Source organism: Aurantimonas marianensis (genome assembly GCF_024195285.1).
Taxonomy (GTDB): Bacteria; Pseudomonadota; Alphaproteobacteria; order Rhizobiales; family Rhizobiaceae; genus Aurantimonas; species Aurantimonas marianensis.
On sequence record NZ_JALHBS010000052.1, the window covers coordinates 1 to 13,727 of the forward strand.

The 13,727-nt window shown below is 65.9% G+C and carries 10 protein-coding genes and 1 pseudogene; all 11 read right to left on the minus strand.

Going from position 1 to position 13,727, the window contains the following annotated elements; all coding sequences use genetic code 11:
- Nucleotides 1-790 (minus strand): D-alanine--D-alanine ligase (locus MJ956_RS09670; RefSeq protein ID WP_253964266.1); only part of this gene is annotated, 790 nt, incomplete at its 3' end.
- 154 nt (nucleotides 791-944) lie between these two features.
- On the minus strand, nucleotides 945-1,994 hold the full coding sequence (locus MJ956_RS09675; RefSeq protein ID WP_253964275.1) for an endonuclease/exonuclease/phosphatase family protein: 1,050 nt from the start codon (nucleotides 1,992-1,994) through the stop codon (nucleotides 945-947).
- A 390-nt stretch (nucleotides 1,995-2,384) separates the two neighbouring features.
- A pseudogene (gene murB, locus MJ956_RS09680) lies at nucleotides 2,385-3,309 on the minus strand (UDP-N-acetylmuramate dehydrogenase).
- Entirely contained in the window at nucleotides 3,309-4,724 is a 1,416-nt protein-coding gene (gene murC / locus MJ956_RS09685; protein WP_253964267.1) for a UDP-N-acetylmuramate--L-alanine ligase, read from the minus strand. The pseudogene murB and the gene murC overlap by 1 nt, the downstream one beginning before the upstream one ends.
- A gap of 33 nt (nucleotides 4,725-4,757) precedes the next feature.
- Complete coding sequence (gene murG / locus MJ956_RS09690; protein ID WP_253964268.1) at nucleotides 4,758-5,852, minus strand: undecaprenyldiphospho-muramoylpentapeptide beta-N-acetylglucosaminyltransferase; 1,095 nt, start codon at nucleotides 5,850-5,852, stop codon at nucleotides 4,758-4,760.
- A gap of 209 nt (nucleotides 5,853-6,061) precedes the next feature.
- Nucleotides 6,062-7,216, minus strand: a complete 1,155-nt coding sequence (ftsW, locus tag MJ956_RS09695; RefSeq protein ID WP_253964269.1) for a putative lipid II flippase FtsW — start codon at nucleotides 7,214-7,216, stop codon at nucleotides 6,062-6,064.
- The gene (gene murD, locus MJ956_RS09700; protein WP_253964270.1) at nucleotides 7,213-8,625 is read right to left on the minus strand and encodes a UDP-N-acetylmuramoyl-L-alanine--D-glutamate ligase; all 1,413 of its coding nucleotides are present in this window, start codon (nucleotides 8,623-8,625) and stop codon (nucleotides 7,213-7,215) included. The genes ftsW and murD overlap by 4 nt, the downstream gene beginning before the upstream one ends.
- Before the next feature lie 4 nt (nucleotides 8,626-8,629).
- Complete coding sequence (gene mraY / locus MJ956_RS09705) at nucleotides 8,630-9,712, minus strand: phospho-N-acetylmuramoyl-pentapeptide-transferase (protein WP_253964271.1); 1,083 nt, start codon at nucleotides 9,710-9,712, stop codon at nucleotides 8,630-8,632.
- Entirely contained in the window at nucleotides 9,709-11,184 is a 1,476-nt protein-coding gene (locus MJ956_RS09710) for a UDP-N-acetylmuramoylalanyl-D-glutamyl-2,6-diaminopimelate--D-alanyl-D-alanine ligase (protein WP_253964272.1), read from the minus strand. Before MJ956_RS09710 ends, mraY begins: the two co-directional genes overlap by 4 nt.
- Nucleotides 11,181-12,629, minus strand: coding sequence for a UDP-N-acetylmuramoyl-L-alanyl-D-glutamate--2,6-diaminopimelate ligase (locus tag MJ956_RS09715; RefSeq protein WP_253964273.1), 1,449 nt, complete (start codon nucleotides 12,627-12,629; stop codon nucleotides 11,181-11,183). The genes MJ956_RS09710 and MJ956_RS09715 overlap by 4 nt, the downstream gene beginning before the upstream one ends.
- Nucleotides 12,630-12,738: 109 nt before the next feature.
- On the minus strand, nucleotides 12,739-13,727 hold a 989-nt coding region (locus MJ956_RS09720), incomplete at its 5' end, for a peptidoglycan D,D-transpeptidase FtsI family protein (RefSeq protein ID WP_253964274.1).

The following is a 13,727-nucleotide window of genomic DNA, read 5'->3' on the forward strand; positions in this document are numbered from 1 at the left end:
CCTCGCCACCCTCGCCGAAGCGGTCGTCATAGCGAAAGTCCGAGCGCGTCACGCCACGGCAACCGATCACCCTGTGGGCGGCGAGCGACCATTCCTGAATACGCCGGGAGACCTTGGCGGGAATTTCGGCCGGCACAACATGGCGCGATCCGCCGGGAGCATATTTGGAATCGTAGTCGTAAAATGCGTGGCCCTCGGTGGTAATCTCGCAGACCTCGAGCGCCACGTCGCCCATCACCGCGCAGGTCAATTCCCGTCCGGCGACGAAGCGTTCGACCATGACGATGTCGCCATAAGGCCATTCGTCGCTGGTGAGTTCTTGCGGCGGATGAGCCTGGTCCTCGCGCACGATCAGGACGCCGAAGCTGGAACCCTCGGCCACCGGCTTCACCACATAGGGCGGTGACAGGACGTGTTTGCCGGCGGCGTCGCGGCGATGGCACACCCTGGCTTCGGCCACCGGCACACCGGCCACCTTCGCGACCGTCTTCGCCAGTTCCTTGTGCATGGCGAGCGCCGAGGCGAGAACGCCGGAATGGGTGTAGGGTATCGCCAGATATTCGAGGACGCCCTGGATCGTGCCGTCCTCGCCATAGGGACCATGCAGCGCGTTGAAGGCAATGTCGGGCCGCAGCTCGGCCAGCGCGCGGGCGATGTCGCGGTCGACGTCGACGCGCGTCACCGCATAGCCGGCGGCCTGGAGGCCATCGGCGCAGGCGTTGCCGGAGGCAAGGCTGACCGGCCGCTCCGACGAAAAACCACCCATCAATACCGCGACATGCTTGGCCATGAACCGCCCGATCCGATCCTCAAACGAGGCTAGGAGCCATTCATCGCAGGCGGATGGTTAAGCAGCAGTTAACTAACTGTGGCGAAAGCAAGATTTTCGTAAGGCGATAAGCCCTCCACGGGAGGAAGAGGGCCGGGACGTCGGGCGATGGGCCCTATCTTTCCAGCTGTCGCGCCGCCTCGATAGCCGTTCGCGCCTCCTCGCGATCGCCCTCCTCATGCGCCGGAGCCGATTGCCGGTCGGCCATGGCCGGCGAGTAGCAGAGTTCGGCCAGGATCGGATAATGATCCGAGCCGAATTCGGGAAGCGTATCGTAGCCGAGCAATCCGAAACGCGCCTGGTAGAGCACCTGGTCCAGCGGCCAGGACAGGATCCAGCTCTGTGCGTCGTAGGTCGGGTAGGTTCCACGGCCGACACGCGGGTCCAGTAGTTGACCCAGCCGCATAACGCGCCGCGTGATGCGTTCCCATGGCACCGAATTGAAATCTCCGGCGATCACGCTCGCCGCATCGGAATCGGCCGCCGCCAGTGCCGCAGTGGCCAGATGGCCGTCGCGCATGGTGGTCGGTCGCGACCAACTCTGCGGCGGCCGCGGATGAAGACCAACGAATTGTATCACCTCACCTTTCGGCAAACGAACACCCGAGAAGATCGTCGGCGTGTCGGCCCCGAAAAGGAACTTCACCTGCGCATCTATCAGTGGGTAGCGCGAGAAAAGATGCATCCCGTAATATTCGGCATCGGTGGGAATGTGTTGTGCGTTGAAGCCGAACCGCTTGTCGAGCGGCGCGAGTTGGCGATCCCACCACTCGTCGGTCTCGAGAACGAGAAGAAGATCCGGCTCGGCCTGTTCGATGATCCGCAAGAGCGCGTCGGCCCTCCGGTTCGTCCGCTTGACGTTGGCGACCATGACCGCCAAGCGTGCGTCCGCCGGGCACGTCGTTATCCGCAGCGCCATCGGCTCGACCAGCGGCGTGTAAGGATAGAGACGGTAGGCCTGGTAGCTGAGCGCGATGATCGACAGAACGATCGTCGCCAGACCGAACCGGCCACGCCAGCCGCCCAGGATCACGTAGAGCGCCAGTACGAGAAGAAGAGCGATCGTTACCTGTATCCGGGGAAAGTCGAGAAAACGGATCCACCACCGGTTGGACTCCACAAGCGGCAGCAGCGAAAAGACCGCCAGCGCAAGCAATAATGGCACCAAGACATACAGCCTGATCTTTCGCGCTAGGGACCTGGACCTTTGATCGCTCACTCTTTCGTCTCCCGATCCGCTTCCATATTTTTGCAATACTCGGGGGTGCTTCAGGGTTCCGCAACAGGTGGGAAAGCGAGCATCACGCAGCGGCCGGAGCCGGGGCTATTCGGGGAAGAGGACCAAAGCGGAGATCTCAGCACGAGGCCCGGCGACGCTGGTCGTCAGCCGCTTCGGTGACGGCCTCCTCGCCGAAAAATCCGTAACCGTTCCATCCCGTTTCAGTCGGACGCCGTGCTGGCGCCCGGGCCTCGCCTGGCCGCCAAATGGCGGCCCCCGCACAAGGCGATTTTTCGAAGATCTGCCACCACCGGCGGGCGGCAGTTCTTCCCACTCTCACCCTTGCCCCAAAAACGGCTCCACCACACGACCGTCGCCGAAGCGCCCGAGCCGTTTGATCTCCCAGTCGAGCCGGATGCCGGATGTCGCGAGCACCCGCGCGCGAACAGTCTCGCCGAGGCATTCCAGATCATGCCCGGTGGCCGCGCCGGTGTTGATCATGAAGTTGCAGTGCAGTTCCGACATCTGCGCGCCGCCGACGACAAGACCGCGGCAACCGGCCTTGTCGACTTCCTTCCAGGCGGAGGTTCCGGGCGGGTTCTTGAAGGTCGAGCCGCCGGTCTTCTCGCGGATCGGCTGAACCGTTTCGCGATGCTCCTGGACCTCGTCCATCTTCGAAGACCGCCGAGGTGAAGATCAGCTCGGGCGCGGCGTCCGAATGCCGATAGGCGTAGCCCATCTCGGCATTCGAAAGGATGTGGACATTGCCCTTGCGGTCGAGCGCGCGGACCACGCGGACGCGCTCGCGGGTCTCGACGCCATTGGCGCCGGCGTTCATCCGCAGCGCCCCGCCAACGGCGCCTGGGATGCCGTGATAGAAGTGAAATCCGCCGATGCCGGCTTCGAGCGCCGTCGCGGCGAGCCGCTTGTCGGGCGTCGCGGCACCGGCCCGGATCGCCGTCTCGCCGATCGCCTCGGCCGTGCCGAAGCCTTTCGCCGACAGGCGAATGACGACACCCGAGACGCCACCGTCGCGCACTAGAAGATTGGAGCCGATACCGACGACGAGCACGGGCACCTCGTCGGGCATGGCTGCCAGAAAAACGGCGAGATCCTCCTCGTCGGCCGGCTGAAATAACAGCTCCGCGGGGCCACCGGCGCGAAACCAGGTGATCTTGTCCATACCCGCGCTGGGCGTCAGCCTGCCGCGAACGCCGCTGAGCCGATCGCCGAGCCCTGCCAGCATTCCCTCGCCGTCCATCAGCTGCCGCCTCCGTCGAGCGCCGCCAGTTCCTTCGGGAGCGCGTAGGCCCATTGGGTGATCGACCCCGCGCCAAGGCAGATGACCATGTCGTCCGGCTGGGCGAGATCATGGATCAGCGGTGCCAGTTCCTGCGGCCCGCCGATCAGCCGCGCGTCGCGATGACCACCGAGCTTCAGACGCTCGACCAGAATTTCCGAACTGACGAAACCGATGGGTTCCTCGCCAGCGGCGTAGACCGGCGCGACGATCACCGTGTCGGCGTCGTTGAAACAGGCCGCGAATTCCGGGAACAGCGCCTGCAGGCGGGAATAGCGGTGTGGCTGCACGACGGCGATGACGCGGCCCGTGGCCGAGGATCGCGCCGCCGCCAGAACGGCGCGTATCTCGACCGGGTGATGGCCGTAATCGTCGTAAATGTCGACGCCGCCGACACTGCCGGTGTAGGTGAAGCGGCGTTTGACGCCGCCGAAACCGTCGAGGCCCTTGCGGATCGCGTCCGCCGGGATGGTCAGACGATGCGCCACCGCGATTGCCGCCGTGGCATTAGACACGTTATGGCGGCCCGGCATCGGCAGGACGAGATTCTCGATGCGCTCGGCCGCGCCGCTCACCCGGTCGCGAATGGAGATGTCGAAGCGGGATTTCGGGCCTTCGACCCGCAGGTTTTCGAACCGCACATCCGCCTGCGGGCTCTCGCCATAGGTGATGACCCGGCGATCCTCGATCTCCGAGATCAGGGTCTGCACCACCGGATGGTCGATGCACATCACCGCGAAGCCGTAGAACGGCACGTTCTCGACGAAGGTCCGGAACGCCGCGCGGACATTGTCGAAAGTGCCGTAGTAGTCGAGATGCTCCGGGTCGATATTGGTCACCACGGCGACATCGGCCGGCAGCTTCAGGAATGTGCCGTCGGATTCATCCGCCTCGACGACCATCCAGTCGCCATCGCCCATTCGCGCATTGGTGCCGTAGGCGTTGATGATGCCGCCATTGACGACGGTCGGATCGAGGCCGCCGGCATCGAGCAGCGTCGCCACCATCGAGGTCGTGGTGGTCTTGCCGTGGGTGCCGCCGATGGCGATCGCCTGGCGGAAGCGCATCAGTTCCGCGAGCATCTCGGCGCGGCGCACGATCGGCAACAGTCGTTCGCGAGCCGCTTCCAGTTCCGGATTGGAGCGTTTGATCGCGGTCGAGACCACGACGACTTCGGCCAGGCCCAGATTTTCGGCCGCATGGCCAATCGCGACATCAACGCCAAGCCCGCGCAAGCGCTGGACGTTGGCATTCTCGCTCTGGTCGGATCCTTGCACGGTATAGCCGAGATTGAGCAGCACCTCGGCGATGCCGCTCATCCCGATGCCGCCGATCCCGATGAAGTGGACCGGCCCGATATTCGGCGGCATCTTCATGACCGCATCCCCCTGTATTACAACGACTTCGCTTTATTCGCCGGCCCGGGGCATAGCCGCAACCAGGTCGGCAAGCAACCGCGCGGCATCGGGAATGCCCGTCGCCTTCGCCGCGGCCGCCATGGTCGCGGCCCTTTGCGGGTCGCCGGCAATCTCCGCGATCAGGCCGGCCAGGCGATCGGCGGAAAGGTCAGCCTGCCGCACGACCAATGCACCGCCGCCGGCCTCTAGCTTGGCGGCATTCGCCGCCTGATCGTGGTCGAGGGCGTAAGGATAAGGCACCAGGATCGCCGGTCGGCCGATCACCGCCAGTTCGGACACGGTGGAGGCGCCCGAGCGGCTGATCACCAGATGCGCGGCCCCCAGCCGTTCGGCCATGTCGGTGAAGAACGGTGCGACGGTCGCCGGGATGCCGCGCTCCTCATAGAAGCGTCGCACGCTCGCTTCGTCGTCGCTGCGCGCCTGCTGGGTGACGACGAGGCGCCCTCGCAGTTCCTCCGGCAAGGCTTCGATCGCCGCCGGAATGCGCTCGGAAAAGAACTGCGCGCCCTGGCTTCCCCCGAAGACCACCAGGTTGAACCGCCCCTCGGGCTCGGCCGGCTGGTAGGGCATTTTCGCGGCCTCCAGAATCGGCGGGCGTACCGGATTGCCGGTGACGGTGATCTTGGCGGCAAGCGTTGGATCGCTCTGGTCCTGCGGGATGCCGGCGGCGATGCGGTCGACGCGGGAACCGAGGAAGCGGTTTGCGCGCCCCATCACCGCGTTCTGCTCGTGAATCAGCGTCGGCCGGCCGGCGCGCAGCGCCGCCATCAGCGGCGGCACGGTCGGATAGCCGCCGAAGCCGACGACGACCGCCGGTCGCAGACGACGCACCAGATCGCCGGCTTCGCGGAAACCGCGCCACAGCGTCCACAGGGCAGATGCGACCTTGAGCGGGTTTTTCGAGGAGAAGGTCGCCGAGCGCACGCGATGCACCGCCTTGACCGGGAAGCGATCGACGAAACGGCCGGCGCGGTCGTCGGTGACCAGATGAACCTCGAAGCCTCGCGCGACGAGTTCGTGCGCCAGGGCTTCGGCCGGAAAGAGATGGCCGCCGGTGCCGCCAGCGGAGAGAAGGATCGTTGTCATCGCGGGAAGGTCGCCTCTTCGGTTCGGCGGTGGCCTCGTCGCCATCGCTTCGTGTGGCTGAAACCGCGGGGAACGGCACCCATCCGCTCGCAGAATGCGAAGACACGCCAGCCGTTCCGCCCCGAGCCGATATTAGCGGATAGCGATCCGACCGACAGCACCGGCGCCTACGGGACGCTCGAGCGCGCCAGCCGCCCCCCCCCTTCGCCTCAAGCGGCGTGCAACTGGAAGGTCCGCTCCAACAGCCGGTCGGTATGCGAGCGGTTCTCCGGCCTTCGCCGCGTCAGCGCCAGGATGAATCCCGCCGATATGGCTATCGCCAGCATCGACGAGCCGCCATAGGAAATGAACGGCAGCGTCATGCCCTTGGCCGGCATCAATTGCAGGTTGACCGCCATATTGATGATCGATTGCAAGCCGAAGAGCAGCACCAGTCCGGAAATCGCCAGCCGGTCGAAGATGTCGCGCTGGGCGAGCGCCGCCGATAGCCCTCGGATCACGATGAAGGCGAAGATCGATGCCACGATCATGCAGGCGATGATGCCGAATTCCTCGGCGAGGACCGCAAAGGCGAAATCCGTGTGGCTGTCCGGGAGCATGCGTTTGACCGTGCCCTCCCCCGGCCCCTGGCCAAACCACCCTCCCCGCATGATCGCTTCGCGCGCGGTATCGGTCTGGAAGGTGTCGCCCTCGCCGGTGATGAAACGATCGATGCGGCTCGCGACATGGGGGAAAGCCATGTAGGCGAGCAGAGATCCGCCGACAGCCACGCCGCCGAGCAGCATGATCCACAACCATGGCATCCCGGCCATGAAGAACAAGCCGCCCCAGGCGGCGGTCACGAGCATGGTCTGGCCAAGGTCCGGCTGCGCCACCAGCAGCGCGACCACCACGAGAAGCAGGATCATCGCGAACAGATTGCCGGGGATGTCGGGACGGCGTTGCTTTTCGGCGAACAGCCAGGCGCAGATCACCACGAAGGCCGGCTTCATGAACTCCGACGGCTGGATGTTGAGCGGGCCGAAATCGATCCAGCGGCGCGAACCCTTGATTTCGGTCCCGACGAACAACGCCAGCACCATCAGGACCAGGGACGCCGCGAGGATCAACAGCGAGGCGCGCCGCACGCCGCGTGGGCTGAGCAGCGAGCAGCCGAACATCACCAACGCCGTCGGAACGAGGAAGACAGCGTGACGCTTGACGAAGTGGAACGGTTCGACACCGATGCGCTCGGCAACCGGGGGGCTCGCGGCGAAGGAAAATACCAGCCCGCCGACCAGCAGCGTCAGGAAGGCCGCCAGGAACCAGCGATCGACGCCCCACCACCACTCGCTGATCACGCCTCGTTTGACCCGGCTCGTCATGATTCCCCCTTGGGCGTCATCTCGACGCCGGCGAGCGCGCCGACCGCCTCGCGGAACGCATCCCCACGCACTTCGAAATTCCGAAACTGGTCGAAACTGGAGCAGGCGGGGGACAGGAGCACGACGCTCTCCTGCCCACCGGCACCTCCGCCCGCTTCGGCGTCGGCCGCCGCGTGTTCGACCGCGACGGCAAGCGTACCTGAAATTTCGTAAGGAATTCGTTTACCAAGAGTCGCGGCAAAGGCGGGCGCCGCCTCACCGATCAGATAGGCCTTGGCGATTCGGGAAAAGTACGGCGCCAGCGCCGCGATACCGCCATCCTTCGGCAGCCCACCGGCAATCCAGTGGATGCGCGGGAAAGCCGCGAGCGCCGGTGCCGCGGCCTCGGCATTGGTGGCCTTGGAATCATTGACGAAGAGAACCGGGCCGCGCCGCCCGACCTCCTCCATGCGATGTGCCAGCCCCGGAAAACTTTCCAGACCCGCGCGGATTTCGGCGTCCGACAGCCCGACCGCGCTCAAGGCGGCGACCGCCGCGGCGGCGTTCTGGGCATTATGGCGGCCGCGCAGGGAACCGATCGCGGAAAGATCGAAGAATGTCTCCTCGGCGCCCGCCACGCGTCGGCGCAGGGTCCTCCCGTCGAAGTCGACGCCGGGGCCTTGCAATTCCCCCTGCGAAATCCGCACCACGATCCCGCCCTCGGATTCCAGTTCGTCGGCGATCTGCCGGCACGGCGCGTCATCGACGCCGATGACGGCCAGGCCGGAATGGGCGACGAGGCGCGCCTTGATCGCGGCGTAATTGCCCATCGATCCATGCCGGTCGAGATGGTCAGGCGTCAGGTTGAGCAGGATGCCGACCGAAGGCTCAAGCGTGGGCGCCAGGTCGATCTGATAGGATGAGCACTCGACGACGTAGTGGCGCCCGGGCGCCGGCGGATCGAGGGTCATCACGGCGACGCCGATATTGCCGCCGAACTGCGTGTCGCGTCCGTTCGAACGGAGGCAATGGGCGATCAATGCGGTGGTCGTCGACTTGCCGTTGGTGCCGGTGATCGCGATGAACGGGGCCGACGGCGCGACGGCGCGGCGTTCGCGGCTGAACAATTCGACGTCGCCGATCACCTCGACGCCGGCGGCGCGGGCAAGCTCGACGGTCCAGTGGGGCTTGGGATGGGTCAGCGGCACGCCGGGCGACAGGACGAAGGCGGCAAAGCGCGACCAGTCGGCGTCGCGCAGATCGCCGGTCGGGATCGCCTCGGCGCGCGCCGCCTCGACGCTCGCCGGATTGTCGTCGAAGACGATGACATCTGCGCCACCCTCGACCAGTGCCCGTGCCGTCGCGCGGCCGGAGCCGCCGAGTCCGAACAGGGCAACCGATTGTCCAGAGAAGGAGCGCGCCGGGATCATCGTCTCACCGCAGTTTCAGGGTCGACAGGCCGACGAAGGCCAGCATGAAGGCGATGATCCAGAACCGCACGACGACCTGACTTTCGGTCCAGCCGAGTTTTTCGAAATGATGGTGGATCGGCGCCATCAGGAAGACCCGCTTGCCGGTCAGCTTGAACGAGGCGACCTGGATGATCACCGACAGCGCCTCGATGACGAACAGGCCGCCGATGATCGCCAGCACCAGTTCATGCTTGGTCGCGACGGCGATCGTACCGGTCATCCCGCCGAGGGCGAGCGAGCCGGTGTCCCCCATGAAGATCGCCGCCGGCGGCGCGTTGAACCACAGGAAGCCGAGGCCGGCGCCGATGACCGCGCCGCAAAGCGGCGCCAGTTCACCCGTGCCGACGACATAGTGGATCTGCAGGTAATTGGAGAAGTTCACATTGCCGGCGATGTAGGCGATCAACCCAAAGGCGGCGGCGGCGATCATGATCGGCACGATCGCCAGCCCGTCGAGCCCATCGGTGAGGTTCACCGCGTTGGCGGAACCGACCACGACGAAGGCCGCGAAGCCGACATAGAACCAGCCGAGATCGAGCAGCAGGGATTTCACGAAGGGGAACGCCAGCGACGTCGCGAAGCTTCCGTTTCCGGCATAGACGATCAGGATCGCCGCGACCGTGGCGATCAGGAACTCCAGGACCAGGCGGAACTTGCCGGAAAACCCCTTGTCGTTCTGCTTGGTCACCTTCAGGTAGTCGTCGTAAAATCCGATCGCGCCGAAGCCGACCGTCACCAGCAGGACCGTCCAGACATAGAGATTGGCCAGATCCGCCCACAGCAGCGCCGAGACGAGAAAGCCGGAAAGGATCATCAGCCCGCCCATGGTGGGCGTGCCGGCCTTCTTGAAATGAGTCTGCGGCCCGTCGGCGCGGATCGGCTGGCCCTTGCCCTGCCGAATGCGCAAATTGGCGATGATCGCCGGCCCGAACAGAAACACCACGATAAAGCCGGTGATCATCGAAGCGCCGGTCCGGAAGGTGATGTAGCGAAAGACGTTGAAGAGGGGAAAATCGGCGCCGAACTGGCCGAGATAGGCGATCATCGAGCAGCTCCAGCCGAGGCGGTCTTGTCGGTTTCCGGCGTCGCGCCGGTGGACGTCCGCGGCGGATAGGTCGTCAGCATCTTTTCCACCAGGACGGTGAAGCCGATGCTCTTCGAGGCCTTCACCACAACGACGTCGCCGGCGCGGATCGTCTTCAAAAGGCTGGCCAGGAGTTCCCCGACACTGTCATGCCATTCGCGGTCCACCCGACCTTCCAGCACGTCATCAAGCGCCTTCATCTCGGTCCCGGCGAGAAAGACGCGATCAACACCCGCCTCGGCGATCGGCCCCGCGAGATCGGCGTGCTGCGCCGGCGCGTGCTCGCCCAGTTCCAGCATATCGCCGAGGACGGCGATGCGACGGCCGCCCTGCCCGACCGCCGCGGCCTTCAGGACGGCGAGCGCGGCGCGCATCGAGGCCGGGTTGGCGTTGTAGCTGTCGTCGATGAGTTCGATCGAACCGCCGCCCGGCATCGGCAGACGCGAGCGCGCGCCGCGCCCCTTGACCGCGTGCCAGCTCGACAGCGCCGCCGCCACCGCCTGGATGTCAGCGCCAGCTAGCTTGGCCGCGCCGAGCACCGCGAGGATATTCTGTGCCATGTGCCGGCCGCTGGAGGTCAGATGCAACCGGACCGCTTCGCCGCCGATGACCGCCTCGATCGCCGCGCCCTCGGCCTCCGGTTCGAAGCGGGTCAGCCCGAAGTCGGCGCCGTTCGCCTCGCCGAAGGTCGCTATCGCCGTCACGCCGGCCTTGCGGGCCATGGTCGCCAGCGGTCCACAATAGGGATCGTCGGCATTGAGGATCGCTGTGCCGTCGGTGACCAACCCCTCGAAGATCTCGGCCTTCGCTGCGGCGATCTCGTCGAGATCGCGGAAGTGGCCGAGATGGGCCGGGGCGATCAGCGTGATGATCGCCAGATGCGGGCGCACCAGCTTGACCAGCGGGCGGATTTCGCCCGCATGGTTCATGCCGATCTCGAAAATCGCGAAGCGACTGTCGGCCGGCATCCGGGCCAGACTCAGCGGCACGCCCCAATGGTTGTTGAACGAGGCCGCGCTGGCATGGACGCGACCGAGCGCCGAAAGGCCGTGGCGCAGCGCATCCTTGGTGGTGGTCTTGCCGACGCTGCCGGTCACCGCGATGATTTTCGCGCTCGAGCGGGCGCGGGCCGCCTCGCCCAGGCGCGACAGGGCCTGCAGTACGTTGTCGACGACCAGCAACGGCGATTGAACGCTGCCGAGCGCCGGCAATTTGTGCTCGGCGACCACATGCAGAGCGGCGCCGGCCTTCGTTGCCGCCGTCAGAAAGTCGTGGCCATCGAACCGCTCGCCCTTGATGGCGAAGAAGGCCTCGCCCGTCCCGAGCGTCCGGGTATCGATCGAAATGCCGGAGATCGATTCCGGCAGATCTCCGACCGGACGCGCGTTCATCGCCTCGATCAGGGCGGATGTCTCCCAAAGCGCTTCGCTCATCGGCCCGTCTCCGAGATCGCCGCTCGGACCTCTTCATGATCGCTGAAATGATGGGTGATGTCGCCCACCGTCTGGCCGACCTCGGGCCCCTTGCCGGCGATCACGACCGTATCGCCGGCCCGCGCCCGCCGCACCGCCTCGCGAATGGCCGAACGGCGATCGGCGATTTCGGTGGCACCGGGGGCCGCCGCCATGATCGCCGCCCGGATCGTCGCGGCGTCTTCCGAGCGCGGGTTGTCGTCGGTGACGATGACCACATCAGCCAGCCGTGCAGCGATTTCGCCCATCATCGGGCGCTTGGCTCGATCGCGATCGCCGCCGCAACCGATGATCGCGACGACACGGCCGGTGGTAAAAGGACGCACGGACGCCAGCACGTTCTCGAGCGCATCCGGCTTGTGCGCGTAATCGACGAAGACCGGAGCACCCTCTGCCGTCGTGCCGGCCAGATCCAGCCGGCCGGACGCCCCCTTCAGGGTCTCCAGCGCGGCCAGCGCCGCATCGGTCGCAACGCCGGTGGCGATCGCCAGCCCGGCGGCCACCAGGGCATTGGACATCTGGAACTCGCCCGCCAGCGGCAGGACGATGCGATGGATACGACCCTCGGCCTCGATTTCCGCGACCTGGCAATGCCGTTGGTGCTCGAGCCGCTTCAGGGTGAGAAAGCCGCCGTTTCGCCCGACGGTCAGCACCTTCGCGCCGACACTGGTCGCGACCTCGATCGCCCGTCCCGACCAGCGGTCGTCGGCGAAGATCACCGCCGGAGCGCCCTTCGGCAACAGGGTGGTAAACAGGCGCATCTTGGCACCGAAGTAGGACTCGGCGTCGGGATGATAGTCCAGATGGTCATGGCCGAGATTGCTGAACCCCGCCGCCGCGAGCCGGACGCCGTCGAGCCGCCGCTGATCGAGACCATGGCTCGATGCTTCCATCGCCGCGTGGGTGACACCTTCGGACGCCAGCTCGGCCATCAGTCTGGCAAGCGCCACCGGATCGGGCGTCGTCAGCGTGCCATATTCGTCGCGGCTCGGCGAAACCACGCCGGTGGTGCCGATCGAAGCGGCGGCGATCCCCTGGCTCGCCCAGATCTGACGGACGAAGGTCGTGATCGAGGTCTTGCCGGCCGTGCCGGTGACAGCCACGACCTGCTCGGGCTGCGCGCCATAGAACCGCGCCGCCATGACCGCGATGGCGTGGCGCGGATCGTCAGCGCGAAGGATGGGCAGCCGTGATTCGATCGCCGCGCCATGCGCCGCGAGAATGGCGACGGCGCCGCCGGCCTCGGCGGCGGCGACGAAACGGGCGCCGTCGGCCCGTGTTCCCGACAATGCCGCGAACAGGAACCCGTCGCCGACGCTGCGGGAGTCAGCCGACAATCCGGCGATCTCCGGATCGTCGTCGCCGCCGGTCTGGGCCAGGTCGTCTGCGAGTTGGGATAGCTTCATTCACCAATATCCGCGCTGCACCGAATAGCCGGCGCATCCCTCGCCGACTCGTCGGACTTCTATAACCTGCGGGCCGCTTGGTGAAGGTCGGTTCGGGCGTTCACAGTTGCTAATAGGAGACGAGCAGCGACTTTCCGTCCTCGCCGAAATCCGGACGGACCTTCAACAGCGTCGCCGACCGCCGAATGATATTGGCGACCGTCGGCGCCGCGTTCATGCCCGCGGTGGCATAGACCTGGCCCTCCTCCGCCTTCGGCTCGTCGACCACGACAAGGACGACGTAGCGCGGCTTGTCGGTCGGAAAGGCCGACAGGAAGGCATTGAATTTCTTGGTGTCGGAATAGCGCCCGTTGACCACCTTGTTGGCGGTCCCGGTCTTGCCGCCGACCTTGTAGCCAGGCACGTCCGCCCGGTTTCCCGAGCCGCGCTGGTCGGCGACGTTGAGCCGGAAGAGATAGCGCATCTGATCGCTGGTCTTTTGCGAAACCACCCGCGTCGCCAAGGCCTCCGCGTCTTCACGGCTGCGCGGCAGGAAGGTCGGCGGGATCAACTTGCCGCCGTTCATCAGCGCGGCCGCGGCGACCGCCGTCTGCAGCGGCGTGGTCGAAACGCCGTGGCCGAAGGAAATCGTGATCGAGTTGATCTGTTTCCATTCCTTGGGCTGGGTCGGGGACGCAACTTCGGGGAGTTCGGTCTGCATCTTGCTCAGCAGTCCGAGCCGGGTCAGGAACTCCTGGTGAGCCGCGACACCGACGGTCTCGGCCTCCTTGGCCGTGCCGATGTTCGACGAATAGATGAAGATCTCGGGGACGCTCAGCACCCGGCGCTTGCCGTGAAAATCGCTGATGGTGAAACCGCCGATCCGGATCGGCTTCGTCGCATCGAAGGAATCGGTGATCTTCACCTTGCCGGAATCGAGGGCCATCGCGGTGGTGAAGGTCTTGAATGTGGACCCCATTTCGTAAAGACCCGCCGACATGCGGTTCATGCGGTCCTTTTCCAGCGCCTGCTTCGGGTCGTTGGGGTCGTAATCGGGCAGCGATGTCATGGCGACGACCTCGCCGGTCTCGGTCGCGGGCTCGTTGGCGTGGGACGGAA

Excerpts from the sequence above, each read along its gene's own strand:
- murC (WP_253964267.1), bottom strand. The coding sequence starts at position 4,724 with ATGAAGATGCCGCCGAATATCGGGCCGGTCCACTTCATCGGGATCGGC.
- murG (WP_253964268.1), bottom strand. The coding sequence starts at position 5,852 with ATGACAACGATCCTTCTCTCCGCTGGCGGCACCGGCGGCCATCTCTTT.
- ftsW (WP_253964269.1), bottom strand. The coding sequence starts at position 7,216 with ATGACGAGCCGGGTCAAACGAGGCGTGATCAGCGAGTGGTGGTGGGGC.
- murD (WP_253964270.1), bottom strand. The coding sequence starts at position 8,625 with ATGATCCCGGCGCGCTCCTTCTCTGGACAATCGGTTGCCCTGTTCGGA.
- mraY (WP_253964271.1), bottom strand. The coding sequence starts at position 9,712 with ATGATCGCCTATCTCGGCCAGTTCGGCGCCGATTTTCCCCTCTTCAAC.
- MJ956_RS09710 (WP_253964272.1), bottom strand. The coding sequence starts at position 11,184 with ATGAGCGAAGCGCTTTGGGAGACATCCGCCCTGATCGAGGCGATGAAC.
- MJ956_RS09715 (WP_253964273.1), bottom strand. The coding sequence starts at position 12,629 with ATGAAGCTATCCCAACTCGCAGACGACCTGGCCCAGACCGGCGGCGAC.